This window comes from Streptomyces sp. HUAS TT11, from assembly GCF_051553595.1.
Taxonomy (GTDB): Bacteria; Actinomycetota; Actinomycetes; order Streptomycetales; family Streptomycetaceae; genus Streptomyces.
Genome location: NZ_CP196184.1, coordinates 8,187,775 through 8,202,604 on the forward strand (window position 1 = coordinate 8,187,775; position 14,830 = coordinate 8,202,604).

General features: G+C 69.6%; 14 protein-coding genes. 7 read left to right on the forward strand and 7 right to left on the reverse strand.

The window, feature by feature from the left end; translation table 11 throughout:
- The first annotated feature begins 185 nt into the window (after positions 1 to 185).
- The 4 genes from ACSHXN_RS36820 (at position 186) to ACSHXN_RS36835 (ending at position 6,397) form a co-directional block, all read left to right on the forward strand.
- A complete protein-coding gene (locus ACSHXN_RS36820) occupies positions 186 to 1,127 on the forward strand; it encodes an ABC transporter ATP-binding protein (protein WP_355142115.1) in 942 nt (313 codons plus the stop codon).
- Positions 1,124 to 2,479 (forward strand): ABC transporter permease, encoded by a 1,356-nt coding sequence (locus tag ACSHXN_RS36825; RefSeq protein ID WP_355142117.1) that lies wholly within the window; start codon positions 1,124 to 1,126, stop codon positions 2,477 to 2,479. The genes ACSHXN_RS36820 and ACSHXN_RS36825 overlap by 4 nt, the downstream gene beginning before the upstream one ends.
- 4 nt (positions 2,480 to 2,483) lie before the next feature.
- On the forward strand, positions 2,484 to 5,240 hold the full coding sequence (locus ACSHXN_RS36830; protein ID WP_356113381.1) for a bifunctional YncE family protein/alkaline phosphatase family protein: 2,757 nt from the start codon (positions 2,484 to 2,486) through the stop codon (positions 5,238 to 5,240).
- A 692-nt stretch (positions 5,241 to 5,932) separates the two neighbouring features.
- Entirely contained in the window at positions 5,933 to 6,397 is a 465-nt protein-coding gene (locus tag ACSHXN_RS36835; protein ID WP_438303335.1) for a lamin tail domain-containing protein, read from the forward strand.
- 218 nt (positions 6,398 to 6,615) lie between these two features.
- Here the strand turns inward: ACSHXN_RS36835 and ACSHXN_RS36840 are convergent, their stop codons facing one another.
- From ACSHXN_RS36840 to ACSHXN_RS36860, 5 genes are all read right to left on the reverse strand, one after another.
- A complete protein-coding gene (locus ACSHXN_RS36840; protein WP_355141089.1) occupies positions 6,616 to 6,759 on the reverse strand; it encodes a hypothetical protein in 144 nt (47 codons plus the stop codon).
- Between the two features lie 3 nt (positions 6,760 to 6,762).
- On the reverse strand, positions 6,763 to 7,290 hold the full coding sequence (locus ACSHXN_RS36845) for a hypothetical protein (RefSeq protein WP_355141091.1): 528 nt from the start codon (positions 7,288 to 7,290) through the stop codon (positions 6,763 to 6,765).
- A 207-nt stretch (positions 7,291 to 7,497) separates the two neighbouring features.
- Positions 7,498 to 7,959 (reverse strand): pyridoxamine 5'-phosphate oxidase family protein, encoded by a 462-nt coding sequence (locus ACSHXN_RS36850; RefSeq protein WP_356114719.1) that lies wholly within the window; start codon positions 7,957 to 7,959, stop codon positions 7,498 to 7,500.
- 131 nt (positions 7,960 to 8,090) lie between these two features.
- Entirely contained in the window at positions 8,091 to 8,354 is a 264-nt protein-coding gene (locus ACSHXN_RS36855; protein WP_438305317.1) for a hypothetical protein, read from the reverse strand.
- Between the two features lie 98 nt (positions 8,355 to 8,452).
- A complete protein-coding gene (locus ACSHXN_RS36860) occupies positions 8,453 to 8,929 on the reverse strand; it encodes a DUF6924 domain-containing protein (RefSeq protein ID WP_438305319.1) in 477 nt (158 codons plus the stop codon).
- 190 nt (positions 8,930 to 9,119) lie between these two features.
- On the opposite strand from ACSHXN_RS36860, the gene ACSHXN_RS36865 reads away from it, so the two are divergent.
- Together ACSHXN_RS36865 and ACSHXN_RS36870 are read left to right on the forward strand one after the other, a co-directional pair.
- Positions 9,120 to 9,635: a hypothetical protein gene (locus ACSHXN_RS36865; RefSeq protein ID WP_355141097.1), complete on the forward strand. Its 516-nt coding sequence runs from the start codon at positions 9,120 to 9,122 to the stop codon at positions 9,633 to 9,635.
- 641 nt (positions 9,636 to 10,276) lie between these two features.
- Positions 10,277 to 11,392, forward strand: a complete 1,116-nt coding sequence (locus ACSHXN_RS36870) for a GNAT family N-acetyltransferase (protein ID WP_355141099.1) — start codon at positions 10,277 to 10,279, stop codon at positions 11,390 to 11,392.
- A 402-nt stretch (positions 11,393 to 11,794) separates the two neighbouring features.
- Here ACSHXN_RS36870 and ACSHXN_RS36875 read toward each other — a convergent pair whose 3' ends face one another.
- Together ACSHXN_RS36875 and ACSHXN_RS36880 are read right to left on the reverse strand one after the other, a co-directional pair.
- On the reverse strand, positions 11,795 to 12,238 hold the full coding sequence (locus ACSHXN_RS36875; RefSeq protein WP_355141103.1) for a universal stress protein: 444 nt from the start codon (positions 12,236 to 12,238) through the stop codon (positions 11,795 to 11,797).
- Between the two features lie 347 nt (positions 12,239 to 12,585).
- On the reverse strand, positions 12,586 to 13,287 hold the full coding sequence (locus ACSHXN_RS36880) for a FadR/GntR family transcriptional regulator (RefSeq protein WP_355141105.1): 702 nt from the start codon (positions 13,285 to 13,287) through the stop codon (positions 12,586 to 12,588).
- 225 nt (positions 13,288 to 13,512) lie between these two features.
- Here ACSHXN_RS36880 and ACSHXN_RS36885 point away from each other — a divergent pair, with 225 nt between their 5' ends.
- Entirely contained in the window at positions 13,513 to 14,742 is a 1,230-nt protein-coding gene (locus tag ACSHXN_RS36885; RefSeq protein WP_438305322.1) for an aminotransferase class V-fold PLP-dependent enzyme, read from the forward strand.
- The last annotated feature ends 88 nt before the right edge of the window (positions 14,743 to 14,830 follow it).

A 14,830-nucleotide genomic window follows, 5' to 3' on the forward strand; every position in this document is an offset into this window, starting at 1 on the left:
GGGTCACGGCCCTTCGTCCGGACTGGGTGGGTTCGGCCGTGTTCCGGGCCCCGCTCGGGGGCGACCGGTCGTGCGTAAACCTTGCCAATGCTTGACGATCCCTTCCGCGAACGTTCAACCGACCATCACTGCGGGACGTTGTGTGCTGCACCTAAGGTCCTTGAGGCTTTCGAAAGAAGGGACTCATGGACACACTCCTCGCGGTCCGGGCTCGCGGGATCGGCAAATCCTTCGGTGACGTGGTCGCACTCGACGGGATCGATCTGGATGTGACGCAAGGTCAGATCCACGGTCTGGTGGGACCGAACGGCGCCGGCAAGACGACATTGCTCGGCCTCCTGCTGGGTCTGGCCGTCGCCGACAGCGGCCGCCTCGAGATCCTGGGTACACCGGTCGGGCGGGCACTCGACGCCCCTGACGGTGTCGCCGGCTTCGTGGACGGCCCCGGTCTCTACCCCTCGCTCACCGCCCGGCAGAACCTCGCCGCGCTGGCCGCCCTGCGTGGCCGCGACGAAGGGGCGTCGGTGATCGGCGACACGCTCGACCAGGTCGGGCTCACCGACGTCGCCGACGACCGGGTCCGCGGCTTCTCCCTCGGCATGCGCCAGCGGCTGGGGCTCGCAGCCGCCCTGCTCACCAAGCCTCGGCTGCTCGTCCTCGACGAGCCCTCCAACGGCCTCGACCCGGCCGGAAAGAAGCACGTGCACGGTGTGCTCTCCCGGCTCGCGGCGGACGGCACCAGCGTTGTGCTCTCGAGCCACCGCATGGACGATCTCGAGGCACTGTGCTCCGAGGTCACCATCATCGCCACCGGGCGGGTCGTGTTCACCGGTCCGCTCAGCAAGCTTGCCGCCGAGAACCGTGAACTCGACTACCGGCTGCAGACATCCGACCCCGAGGGCGCCCGCCGACTCGCGGACGACACGGCCGGGATCAGTGTCGTCGACGGCGCCATGACACGGCAGGACGCCGGGACGCTCGTCGTGCGCGCGCTGGTGCCCGCCCTCGACGAACTGGTGTCGGGCCTTGTGCACGCCGGCATCGCGGTACGCGAGCTCGCCCCGGTGGTGTCGCCGCTCGAGGCCGCGTTCCTCGCCCTGACCGAGCAGCAGGAGGCCGACCGATGACCGCGACCATCGCGGTGGACAACGTTGCCGGCGCACGCCGTGTGTCGGTGCCGCGCGGGTACCGATTCGAGCTCGTCAAGCTGGTTTCGCAGTGGCGGATCCGCTTGCTGGTCCTCGCCTGCTGGATCGCGCCGGCGCTCTTCGTCGCCGCGGTGGGTCAGCAGAGCACGCTGCCCGTCGACACCCTCTTCGGCCGCTGGATGCTCGCCACGGGCTGGGCCGGGCCCCTCGTCATGCTCGGCTTCGCGGGCACCTGGGCGCTCCCGCTGCTGACCTCGGTGGTCGCCGGCGACGTGTTCGCGTCCGAGGACCGGCTCGGCACCTGGCGCCACCTGCTCGTGGCCGTACGGTCGCCCCGGCGGATCTTCGTCTCGAAGGCACTGGCGAGCCTCACCGTCATCGTGCTCCTCGTGGCCGGGATGGCCGTCTCCAGCACGATCGGGGGGCTTCTGGCGGTCGGCAACCAGCCGCTGGTCGGCCTGGACGGCCACCTGCTGACACCCGGGGACACCAGCGTCCGGGTGCTGCTCGCCTGGGTGTGCGCACTCGCCCCCACCCTGGCTCTCGCCGCGATCGGTCTGCTCGGTTCGGTCTCGCTGGGGCGTTCCCCGATGGGACTGCTGCTGCCCGCGATCGTCGCGCTCGCGATGCAGCTCGCGCAGATGCTGCCACTGCCCGTGTCCGTGCGCCTCGCCCTGCCCAGCTACGCCTTCCTCTCCTGGAACGGCCTGTTCACCACCCCGGAACAGCTGGGCCCGCTGCTGATCGGTGTCGTGGTCAGCCTGGTGTGGGCCGTGCTCGCCACGGTGCTGGCCTACGTGCTCTTCGTGCGCCGCGACTTCACCAACGTCAACTACGACGGCTCGGGGCGCCGTGCGATCACCATCGGGCTCCTGCCGCTCGTCGGCCTGGTCGTGGTGACGGTGCCGACCGTCGCGGTGTCGACCGGGGCCACGGGCTCCGGCATCGACCAGGACAAGGTGCAGCGCTCGGTCGCCACGGCCTTCGCCCACCTCTACCGCGTCCAGACCAAGCAGCTCAACCGACCCGACGTCACCGAAGCGCAGTTGAAGGCATCGGCGACCTGCGACAAGGGCTCCTCCCGAGTCGCCCCCGAGGGGCCGGGCAACGACTGGCGTTGCGTCGTGTCCTGGCATCTCCCCGGCATCAAGGCCACAGGGTCGGCCATCTACCAACTCGACATCACCGCGGACGGGCGGTTCATGGCCGATGGCGATGGACCGAAGGAAGTCAACGGCTACTTCCTGGTGCGCACCCCCGAAGGGGATGCGCCGAACCCGCTCTGGCAGTTCGACGGCAACGTCGAACTGCTTCCCACCTCGAAGGGATAACTCGATGCAGGTAACACGGCAGCGTCGGAACAACGAGAAGGCACAGCTCAGCCTTTTCGGCAGACGCGTCGGTCGCCGTACTTCTCTGGTCACAGTGGGCATCGGCGTCGTTCTCGCCGTCACGGGCACCGCAGTCGCCCAGACGAAGCAGTTCGGCACCGACCAGGTCGGCCAGACCACCGCCAACGGCCAGGTCATCTCCAGCGACCAGTACATCGCCCCGTACGGCAGCCGCACCGTCATCAACGACGGCAAGATCATGTCGTCCTCGGTCAGCCCGGACGGCACCCACCTCGCGGCCGCGGTCACCGACGGCGACGCGGCACTGGTCATCATGGACCTCAGCACCGGGCAGGTGAAGCAGCGCGTCGGCACCAACGCGGCGGACGATCTGCGCATCTCGAGCAGCTCCGTCGGCCAGGAGGGCCCGACGTACTCGCCCGACGGCACGCAGTTGTGGCTGGGCCAGACCGATGGCTACACCAAGTTCACCGTGAACGCGGACGGCACGCTCTCCGCCCCGAAGACCGTCTCGATCCCGGCCGACGGCTCCAAGCACGCCCTGGTCGGCGCGGCGGTGTTCTCCGCCGACGGCTCGACCGTGTACTCCGCGGTCAACGGCCAGAACCGGGTGGTCGCCATCGACGCGGCCACCGGGACCATCAAGCAGAGCTGGGCCGTGGGCAACGCCCCCCGCGGCATGGCCATGGTCGGCAACAGGCTCTACGTCAGCAACGAGGGTGGACGCCCGGCCAAGGCCGGCGACACCACCATCAACTCCTACGGCACCCAGGTTCCGGCCGACCCGGACACCGGTGCCACCACGACCGGCACGGTCAGCGTCATCGACCTGGCGGACTCGTCCGCCGCCGTGGGGAGCATCGGCGTCGGCCTGCACCCGACCGCGGTGTACGCCAAGAACGGCGTGGTGTTCGTCACCAACACCGCCGACAACAACGTGTCGGTCATCGACACCCGCAAGAACAAGGTCGTGCAGACCATCGCCACCCAGCCGTGGCCGGAGGCCTCGGTGGGCTACGAGCCCGACGCGGTGACGCTCACCGACGACGGGCACCTGCTGGTGACGCTGGGCCGCGCCAACGCGGTCGCCGTCTACCGGTACAAGTCCGCGCAGGAGCCCGCCAGTTACGTCGGTCTGCTCCCGACGGACTACTTCCCCTCGGAGATCGCCACCGTGGGCAAGAAGGTGGTCGTCTCCAACACCCGTGGCATCGACGCCCTCCGCCCCACCAACAGCGCCGGGCACGGCACCCACGACACCACGTCGAGCCTGACGCAGTTCACGCTGCCCTACGACAGTGTCATCAGGTCCCAGACGGCCAAGGTCTTCAAGCAGAACGGCTGGACCGGCGGCTCCGTCAAGCTGGCCAAGGGCAAGGGCAACAAGAAGGCGGTGCCGGTCCCCACGCGACTCGGCGACTCGTCGACGATCAAGCACGTCTTCCTGATCGTCAAGGAGAACCGGACCTACGACCAGGTCTTCGGTGACATGCCGCAGGGCAACGGCGACCCGTCGCTGGCGCAGTTCGGCGAGAACGTGACGCCGAACCAGCACGCGCTGGCCGAGCAGTTCGGGCTGTACGACAACACGTACGACATCGGCACGAACTCCGCCGAGGGTCACAACTGGCTGATGCAGGCCGACGACCCGGAGTACACCGAGTCCTCGGCGGGCGAGTACCAGCGCAGCTACGACACCGAGAACGACGCTCTGGGTCACCAGAAGACCGGCTTCATCTGGTCCGGCGCCCAGGCGGCGGGCAAGTCCGTCAAGGACTACGGCGAGTTCCAGTCGATCGAGAGCAAGCCGGCCGGCGCGACCTGGCAGAACCTGTACTGCGACACCAAGAACATGCAGGCCACCGGCCAGAAGACCGCCTACCCCATTCAGACGGGCTCGGCGATCCCGTCGCTCAACAAGGTGTCGGTGCCCGGCTTCCCGCTGTTCGACACCAGCGTCCCGGACATCTACAAGGAGCAGATCTGGGAGCAGGACTTCGAGCAGAACGGTCCTGCGAACCTGAACATGTTCTGGCTGTCCAACGACCACACCGGTGGCCCGGCCAACGCGGCCGCGCAGGTCGCGGACAACGACCTCGCGGTCGGCCGGATGGTCGACAAGATCTCGCACAGCAAGTACTGGAAGGACTCGGCGATCTTCGTCGTCGAGGACGACTCCCAGGCCGGCCTCGACCACGTCGACGGCCACCGTGCCCCGATCCAGATCATCAGCCCCTGGGCGCAGCGCGGTACCGTCGACAACCGGTACTACTCGCAGATCACGATGATCCGCACCATCGAGCAGATCCTCGGGATCCACCCGATGAACCAGAAGGACAGCGCGGCCACCCCCATGGCCACGGCGTTCACCAAGAAGCCGAACTACACGCCGTTCACCACGCTGCCCAACCGGACCTCGCTGACCCTGGGCCTGAGCACCCAGCCCACCTGCGGCCCGGACACCCCCGCCCCGCAGGACGCCAAGGCGGCGCCCGCACCCACGTCGGCGAAGGCGCCGGCCGACAAGCAGGCGCTCGCGGACAAGTGGGACACCTGGAAGTCCAAGCAGCACCTGACCGGGCCCAACGCCATAGCCGACTACGCCAACCCGGCGCAGATGGACCACTTCACGTGGTACCAGACGCACAACTGGAAGACGCCCTACCCCGGCGAGAGCAAGATCTACACGCCGAACGACGTACCGGGCGCCTACATTCCGTCGGCGGAGAACGACGGCTGACGTAGCCCGATTCCGTCAGAGGGTCCCCGGCCGGCGTCAGCGCCGGCGGGGACCCGCTGTCGTGGGCGCGTCATTCGGGCCTCCCGCCCGACGAAGCCTGCGCATCACACAGCGCCCGGCGGGTCTCTCGCGTCGGACGAGGAGGCGGGCCGGGGACGAGTGCGATCCAGCGTGCCGTGACGGTCGTTCAACTGGCGCAGTTTGCACCGAAGTACGCAGTGCCGAGGAGTCCGTCGCCGTCGGCCGTCGCCCGCCGCGGCGTCCCGCCCCAGAAGTCGCGGGGGAACGACCGGGTCGGCGACCGTGCGGCTGCTGTGACCGCTGGGCCCGGCGTGTGGCGCGGAGGTGCCCTGACCTGGCCCGGTGTGGCGTCATGGGGCTGTTACTCACTTTCGGGTGACACCCGGGACTCGGGTGGGGTGGCGGACCCTGGCGTACACATGCCACAAGCCGGTGATTGCAAGGGCGAACAACCCGACACGACGTCAACCCACCGCATTCCGCCGATAAATGGACCATGCAGACGAGAGTCATGGAGACATAGGCATCCCGTAACACGGTTCACGTTTCACACACATCACCCCCACCCGGACGGCACCGTATGAGGGCGCGGCCGACCCGGCCCCGCACCCGCACACCGCACCACCCCGCACCACACACGGGACGGTGCCCGCACCAAGCAGGGGGAACCTGTGTCCACTTCCACCACCGCACGCCGCCTGGCCGCCGCCACCCTCACCGCCGCCGCCCTGGCCGGCGCCGCCACCGTCCCGGCCACCGCCGCCGACCACCGCCCCCACCGGCCGGACGTCCAGATCACCCGCGTGCAATACGACTCCCCGGGCCGCGAAGACCGCTCCAACCGCTCCCTGAACGCCGAATGGGTGCAGATCACCAACACCACCCGCCGCCCCGTCAACCTCAGCGGATGGACCCTCACCGGCCGCGACCACCGCACCTACACCTTCCACCACTACCGCCTCGCCGGCCGCGCCACCGTCCGCGTCCACACCGGCATCGGCCACGACACCCGCACCGACCTCTACCAGGACCGCCGCAACTACGCCTGGGACAACCACACCGACACCGCCACCCTGCGCAACGACCGCGGCCGCATCATCGACACCACCTCCTGGGGCTACCGCCACCACCGCTGACCCCACCCACCGGTGACCGACCCCACCACGGGCCGGTCACCGGCACCCACCACCCCACCCCACCCCGCGCCGGGCCCCCACAGGCACGGCGCACCACTCATGTGTGCCCCTCTCCGGCCCCGTCGGAGGGTCGCTCCGCATGTCGGAGGGTGCGCGGCACGTTTCGCGGCAGGGCCGGGGTCCTTCGCCGGGCGAAACTGCCGATGGTGGTCGCCGGCTCAGTCTGCGGCGAGAAGGTGGGCGGGGGCGATCCGGGACAGTCCCCGGATCGGTACCGTCAGAGCCGCCCCCACCAGGACGGTTGCGGCGAGGGTGGCCAGCAGCGGGGCGCCGGCGACCGCGAGGAGGTGACCGTGCAGCACAGCTTACAACTGGTCGCCCACGCCGGCTGGTTCCGGAGGATGCGGCCCGCCACCGTCCTTGATGTCCTGCTCGCAGGTTCGTCGGTCGTAGGACTGGTCATTGGGGATCAACAGCACTCCGGCAACCTGATCAGGGTGCTCTGCGGCGAGCCAGCCGTCGCCCGTGAGGTCACCGCCCGGCCCGAACGCCTCCGACGAATAGACCGTCCGACACCCCAACGCCACGCGCTCCTTGTCGACCGCGCAGGCGTCCACCGCAGGGCCGGACACGTCGTCGGCGCCGTCGAAGCGGAAGTGGAAGTGGACCTGGTCACCTTCAGAAGGCTCCTGCGGGTGGGGCTCAAGGCGCCAGTCGACGACCTCGGCGGTGACGCCGAGAGGCCGCCCGGACGTGTCCTCGACCTGCACCCTGACACCGGCCTCACCGCGCTTCGCAGTCGTGTCGGTGCAGCCCCAGAGGGAAGAGCAGCCGGACACGGCGAGAATCACCAGAGCCAACGGAGCACCGGCAAGTATCCGTGCGGGGAACACTCGGATGACCTCCAGTCAGGTGGAGCGGAACAGTCTATCCCCGGGCATGGCGGCTGAGGGTGACATCAAACGAGCGCCTCCTCGCCTTCGTCACCCGCCTCATCGACAACCGCCGACTGACCGAGTGACACAACGTCGTGCTGCTGGAGTACCGGTACTCCAGGTGCAGATCGTGTCCAAGAGAGGCGCATCGCCGAGGCACGGCCGTTATTCCAGCCACAACCCGTCGCGCATGATGACTCTGCCGCGTAGCTCCGGCTCGCCGCGCCAAGCGCGCACAGTCCTCGGGGCCACGCGTACATACACAAAGGAACCTTCTTCCACGCGCGGATCCCATCCGAACTTGTCGGCGAACGCCTCCGCCGCGTCTCCCGGCACCTCATGGTCCGGGAAGCACTCCGCCTCTCCCTGGAGGAGCACCACGTCGAAGGTGTCCGGTAGCGACAGGCGCACGCGCGGCTCTTCGCGCACGTTTCGCGCAGTCACGGAAGTGGAGCCGGTGCACATCCACACTGCTCGCCCATCCCACAGGAACCACAGCGGCACCTGGTGCGGCCCGTGATCAGGGTGAGCCGTCGACACCCATACATCCCGCTCGCCGACAAGCCGCTCCAGAGCGTCGCGCACACGCTCCGCCGTCCGGCGACGAACGATTCCCGTGGTCTCCATGAGGACCGACCCTAGCCAAGCAGGCGCGAAGGGCACCTGAGGCGCAGGACCTACTTCCAACGACCGATGAACCCTTCGGCTCTTGGCTCGGGGTGACCGACTTCGGTGCCCGGAGTGGCCGGCGGACGTGCTCACTGACCCTTGTCTCCGGTGACCGCCGGCTCGTGACCGCGACCCAGCAGGCCCGGAAGAGCAGCGGCGGACCTGGTGCTCATCCAGTCCGGCCGGCCCCGACAGCAGGAACAGGCGAGTTCACCGGTGGTGCGGTTGCGACGGTCCGGGTACCGGTGATGGCCCGGTGCCACCTTGACGAGGTCGACGACGGCCCAGCGGTAGAACCGCCGTCCCGTCGCGCCGCGTCCGGCCGAAAGCTTCCGCCAGGTCCTCTTCGGCACCTTCCTCACCAGCACATCAGCGCGGGACGCGCCTGCGCCGGTGGTGGCCAATAGGCGAGGCCCGTGCGCCTGTCACTCCACGTACGGCGGGCGATCCTTCAGAAGGACCGGTAGATCCCCTCGGGATCGTCGTGGGCCCACGACGCGTACTCCTCGAAGCCCATGTTGCCGATGCTCAGGTTCGCGTGGACGTCGTGGACGCCCGCCGGGGCGGTGCGGAACTCGCGGCCGAACCCGGTCAGTTCCTCGTAGTCCTCGTCGTCCGCGCAGTCCTCCCGCGTCAGCGTGGTCACCGCCAGCAGAGGGTGGGTTCCGGACTGCATGGACGTCCGGTCGGCGAGGAAGACGACGGCCAGGTTCTCGTCGGCGCGGACCACGTTCAGCACATCGTCGGCGGTCGAGTCCGCCCACGCCGGATCGTTGATGACGTGGATGCGCGCCTCGTACAGCCCGTCGCCCCACGACTGCGTCAGCGCGGTCGCCACGTCCTGCCATGCGGCGTCGTCGTGGTAGTCGGTTCTCACCACCAACGCATCGAACTCGTCACGACCGGTGACGGCGGGCAACACTCTCATGGAGTCTTCTCCTTGGCGACGATCGGTGAGCATCAGTGCGCATCGGTGCGACTGTCTCACGTGTCGCTCGTCGCGCTCCGCCGGGTCGGCCTCCGTCGTCGGCAAGTCCCCTTGCCCGACCGCCCACCACGTGCATAGTGGTGCGCGGCGCCCGATCGTGGGGGAGACGGGTGCGCGGAGGGGGAGTGCCGTGCGCAGGTATGTGCACCATCAACTGTCGGCCGTCGTCGAGGCGGTGGGCGCCACGTTCGTCAGCGCACCCGTGGCGTTCGCTCTCGGTGGCCTTCCCGACGCCCATGTGGCGTGGTGGGCCATGGTGCTGCTCCCCGTACTCACTTTGGTGTTCGGGGCGCTGGCCTGCACCCGGCCGGCGTGGCTGGGCGGTGAGAGGAGGGACTTCGAGACGGCGGTGCCCCTCGCCGATCCTGACAGGATCCTGCCCGCGTCGCGTGAGTCGCTACGGCGCAGCTTCGACCTGGGCTTCCCGGTCTTTCTTGCGGTGTCGGGTGTGATCGGTGCGCTGCTGTGGGGATCGTTGCCGGGGCTCTGGCCGCTGGTGATCGTTCCGGATCGGCTCGCCAAGGCCGCGTTCGGGGCCTACTGGGAGCGCCGTCATGGGACGGTGCTCTGGTTGGGCAACGTCCCGGAGCAGCCCCTGGGCAAGAACCAGTGGCTCTATTCGTCCGTACGGCAGCCCACACTCTGAGCGCCGGACGCAGTGACTCATCTCGTCCGGCGCCGGCAGGGGTTCGCTTCCGAGGCGCCGGCAGATGAAGTCCCGCCGGAGGGCGGGGGCCGAGGAGTCGGTCTCGGCGGGGTGCCGGTGCGGGCGGGAGGAAGAGCCGACCACAGGGGTTCACGGCGATCGAGCTGCCCGGCCGGCGCTGTTGTCGCCGGCGCTCCCACGCCGAGTCGCCTGCGCAGGTCGAACTCAAGTCTCCTTTCGGACAGGGCAATCGGGTCCGGCCCGGCCAAAGGGGACGGAGGGCGAGAAGTGCGACGTCACGGCGACCGGGCCGGCTCAGGAGGGGTGACCGGACGGGGACGGCTCGACCGTGACGTCCGACCCGGGCTCTTTCGTTACCTCAGGCACCCTTGACAGCGTGCGTACTGTTTCGCGACGTTTGAGCATTGCCGGATACGCGTGTCGGTCATCGCCGTTCGGGGATCGCGCGTGTGCACGGCGTGGGTCATCAGATGCCCACAGCAGTGGGAGGACGCGGACAGCGCGTCATAGGGGGGAGCGGTCGTCCATGCGATCCATGAGTAGTCGCCAACACGCCTTGTCGTTCCGTGCCGTCATCGGCACGCTTCTCGCGGCGCCTGCGGAAGGGCGGTTGATGTGAGGTGGACATCACCGTTCACAGATTCGACGAACTGACCGACTCGCTGCGCGGCGCCTGGCACCAGGCCATGGACGCGTCGCCCGAGTACGCCAACCCGTTTCTGGCCCCGGAGTTCGCGATCGGGATCGGCAGGTACCGGGCCGGGGCACGCGTGGCGGTCCTGCGTGAGAACGGGGAGCCGGTCGGCTTCCTGCCGTACGAGCGCAACGCCTTCGGCGTAGGCCGGGCCATCGGTCTCGGCCTGTCCGACTGCCAGGCCCTCGTGCACCGGCCCGGAGTCTCCTGGGACACCCGGGACCTCCTGCGGGGTTGCGGACTGTCCATCTTCGAGTTCGACCACCTCGTCCAGGAGCAGAAGCCGTTCGGCCCGTACGTCACGGGGACGTTCGCCTCACCGGTGCTCGATGTGAAGCCGGGCGACGGCGACTACGCCCAGTGGCTGCGCAGCGCGTACCCCGGACTGGCCAAGACGGTGCTGAAGAAGGAACGCCGTCTGGGGCGTGACAAGGGGGAGGTGCGCTTCATCTTCGACGAGCGCGATCCGGCCGCGCTGCGCACTCTCATGCAGTGGAAGTCCGCCCAGTACCGCCGGACCGGTCGGATGGACCGGTTCTCACGGCCCTGGATCGTGGACCTGGTGGACTACCTCTCCCGTGTCCGCGAGGAGCACTTCACCGGGGTGCTGTCCGTGCTGTACGCCGGTGACCTGCCCGTGGCGGCGCACTTCGGGCCGCGATCGAGCACGGTGCTCGCGGCCTGGTTCACCGCGTACGACCCCGAGCTCCGCTACTACTCACCCGGGTTGATGATGCACCTGCGGCTGGCGGAGGCGGCGGCCCGGCACGGTGTGACGCTCGTGGACATGGGGCGCGGCGACAAGGAGTACAAGGACTGGCTCAAGACCCGGGAACTGCGTGTCGCCGAAGGGTTCGCGAGCAGGCCTCACCCGGTCGCGACGGCCCACCGGCTGTGGCGCCGGCCGGTGCGTGGTCTGCGCAACACGGTTCTCGCCCATCCCCGGCTGAGGGAACCCGCCGACCGGTTGCTGAAGACGGTCGGCAGCCTGCGCACATCCGGTGGACCCGACTCCGGGAAGGCGGGGCCCCGGACGGGCTGAGCAGGGTTCTCACCCTCCCGGCGGGGCGTTCCCGCCGGGCCGGGAGTTCGAATGTGCCACTCGGCCGTGTCGGCCGTCGATGCGTGGTGCCCGTGAGCCGCTTCCGAGGCTCCTGGAGCGGCGCATGCATCACGGCCGATGTCCGGTTCGTCTCGGCACGTGGGTGGCGTCCGTGGCCTCCGAGGCGGACGGCACCTCGTCGGGGGCGGGGCCCCGACACGGGTGCGACCCCCGCTGCTGCGTGCGGCTCGCGGGACCAGCAGGCGCAAGGCGCTCACGGATTCCGGTCCACGCGGGGCGTCCGGCGTCGGCCGCGGAGGCCGACGCCGGGGCGGGCGTATCCTCACGCTCGCCGTGTGACGGCTTGCGGCGCCCTGCGCCGGGGCACAGGGCGCCCACAGATCACTTCTCCTGCGCCTCGGGCTCTTCGGGGGCGAGGAGCACGGCCACACGGCTGGCGTGGGCGACCGCGTCGCTGACCCGCGGGTGGAAGAACGCCTCGACGGATCCACGGTGATGGGGGCTGACCACGATGAGGTCGGCGCCCACTTCCTCGGCGGTCTCCGAGATGGTCGGCGCGATCATCGTCGTCAGGGCCTGGGTGACGGTGCCGTCCGCCGAGACGCCCTTGTCGCGCAGTTCTGCGACGGCCTCGTCCAGTACGGCCTTGGCCTCGGAGTCGTCCTCCAGGGGGACGACGGCGCCGAGCGAGGGCGAGGCGGCGGAGGCGGCGATGTGCAGAACGCTGACCTTGGCCTGGGTCAGCTGGGCCATGTCACCGGCCAGACGCAGCGCGGTGTGGCGTGCGGGGCTCGGATCGATGGCGACCAGGATGTGGTGGAACATGAACGTGTTGACCTTTCCGAGAGGTGCGCAAAGTCTGGCGAACGCTGGGACATCGCGTCGTCAAGGGATGAAACCGCGCAGGGTGGCCTGCTGTTCCTTCATGATCGGAAAAAAGTCACATCGGATGTGACGTCCGGGCCCGGGGCGGATCGTCCAGCACGTCTCGATCCTCGCCGGGCGACCGCCGTGTTCGTTGACCGCCTCATGACCGGGAAGGGTCGGTTGTCCCAATTTCCGGCGGACGCCGACCGGCGCGCACCGAGGAGCGCGCCGGTCGGCGGTGGGGCACAACACCGGCCGGATGGACTCCCCGGAGAGCCTGTCGGCCCTGTACCGGGGCACGGGTGTCAGCCGGGTGTGTCCTCGTTCTCCACGGGAGGTGTGAACGCGCGCAGCCACCGCTCCGTCTGCGCGACATGGGCCCCGGCGGCCCCGGCGGCCGCCGCGGGGTCGCGGTCCGCGATGGCAGTGGCCAGGACACGGTGGTCCTCGTCGCTCTTGGCGCGCAGTTCGGCGCCCTCGGGCAGTGTGAAGACCTGGTACTTGCGGGAGCGGGCGCGGAAGACCGACAGAAGGGAGGCCAGAGTGGGGTTGCCGCCGACCCGCGCGATCTCCGCGTGGAAGCGATGGTCGAGCGCGGACGCCGAAACGGGGTCATCGGTGTCCTCCATCTCCTCGATGAGCGTGAAGAGCGTGCGCACGGTCTCCGGTGTCGAGCGCGCCGCGGCCTGGGCCGCGACGTGGGCCTCCAGTACACGTCGGATCTCGTAGACCTCCAGCAGGCCGGGGAGGGGGAGGAGCTCGAGGGTCAGCGAGAGGCTGCCGATGACGTCCTCGGGCCTGAGCCGGGAGACATAGGTGCCCGAGCCGTGCCGTGGCTCGATCACGCCTAGGGCGGCGAGCATCCGTACGGCCTCGCGCAGCGATCCGCGTGAGACGCCCAGCTCCTCGCACAGCTCGCCTTCCGGCGGGATGCGCTCACCCGGGCCGAGACGCCCCGTGGCGATCATGTGCCGTAGACCGTGGAAAGCCTTCTCGACCGCGGACATCCGACCCCCTCAGTTCTCTTCGGGCGGGTTGCGGCGACGGCCCGGAAGCTCCGCGGCGCGGCGCGGTGGGCCATCGGACGCCCTACGGTATCGGCCAAAGTCATCTGATGACTCCGTCCCTGTGGTCCCTTGCGTCCAGGGAAGTCGTCATGTCAGCATGCGGAGTCATCATATGTCTCCGGGTGCTGTTCTCTGACTGTTCCGGCCCGGTGGATAGGGAGTCACGTGAGCGAGTCCGAGGTCGCCACCGCACCTCACCCCCTGCTGCTGGCCGACGGAGCGCCCGCCGTCCAGGCCTGGTCACTGGACCCCGGTCTGAAGCACCTGAACCACGGTTCCTTCGGCGCGGTTCCCCTCGTGGCCCAGCGGCGCCAGGAGGAGCTGCGCGCGGAGATGGAACGCGCGCCGGTGGTGTGGTTCCCGACACTGCCGCAGCGGATCGCCGCCACCCGCGTCGAGCTCGCCGCTTATCTCGGGGTCGCCGCCGACGACCTCGCGCTGGTCCCGAACGCGAGCGCCGGCGCCAGCGTCGTGTTCGCCGCACTGACCCGGCGTCGTGGTGGAGAGATCGTCGTCACCGACCACGGCTACGGTGCCGTCACCATGGGCGCGGAGCGGCTGGCGCGCCGTTGGGGCGGCCGGGTCCGCACCGCCCGGGTGCCGCTGGACGCGGACGAGGAGCAGGCGGCCGCGGCCGTGATCGCCGAGATGGGGGAGGACACCGACCTGGTCGTGGTCGACCACATCACCTCGGCCACCGCCCGCCGTATGCCGGTGGAGCGGATCGGCGAGGCGGCCCGGAGCCGAGACATCCCACTGCTCGTGGACGGCGCGCACGCACCCGGTCTGCTCGCCTCCCCGCTCGCCGAGGCGACCTGCGACTTCTGGGTCGGCAATCTGCACAAGTGGGGTTGCGCGCCGCGCGGCACGGCCGCGCTGATCGCCCGGGGCCCGCTGCGCGACGGGTTGTACCCCCTGATCGACTCGTGGGGGGCGGCCGACCCGTATCCCGACCGCTTCGACCAGCAGGGCACGCTGGACGCGACCGCCTACCTCTCCGCACCCACGGCCCTCGACTTCGTCGAAAGCACCTGGGGGTGGGAGAACGCACGCCGGTACATGGACGAGCTGGCCAACTATGCCGCGTACGCGATCGGAGCCGCGATCGCCGATCTGACCGACACCCCCGGCGACGCCGTCGACGTGGGCATGCCGGTTCCCGGAATGCGGCTGGTACGGCTGCCGGACGGCCTGGGTCCCACCCGCATCGAAGCCGACGCGCTGCGCGACCGTGCGGCCCGGGAACTGGGCGTGGAGGCGGCCTTCACCAGCTTCGACGGCATCGGTTATCTGCGGGTGTCCGCCCATGTCTACAACACCCCGGCCGACTACGAGTACTTCGCCGAGTCCTGTGTCCCCGTCCTCGGCGAATGGGCCCGCGCCGCCCGTCATTGAAGCCGAACTCGCGCCGACGGCGGCCGGCCGTCGCCGACCGGCAGCGCGGGTGCCGGATGCGGGCTGTGCCCCCCGAACACCGCCGAGC

Coding starts and splice junctions, on each gene's coding strand:
- ACSHXN_RS36820 (WP_355142115.1), top strand. CDS start 186: ATGGACACACTCCTCGCGGTCCGGGCTCGCGGGATCGGCAAATCCTTC.
- ACSHXN_RS36825 (WP_355142117.1), top strand. CDS start 1,124: ATGACCGCGACCATCGCGGTGGACAACGTTGCCGGCGCACGCCGTGTG.
- ACSHXN_RS36830 (WP_356113381.1), top strand. CDS start 2,484: ATGCAGGTAACACGGCAGCGTCGGAACAACGAGAAGGCACAGCTCAGC.
- ACSHXN_RS36850 (WP_356114719.1), bottom strand. CDS start 7,959: ATGGAGACCACGGGAATCGTTCGTCGCCGGACGGCGGAGCGTGTGCGC.
- ACSHXN_RS36860 (WP_438305319.1), bottom strand. CDS start 8,929: ATGAGAGTGTTGCCCGCCGTCACCGGTCGTGACGAGTTCGATGCGTTG.
- ACSHXN_RS36875 (WP_355141103.1), bottom strand. CDS start 12,238: ATGTTCCACCACATCCTGGTCGCCATCGATCCGAGCCCCGCACGCCAC.
- ACSHXN_RS36880 (WP_355141105.1), bottom strand. CDS start 13,287: ATGTCCGCGGTCGAGAAGGCTTTCCACGGTCTACGGCACATGATCGCC.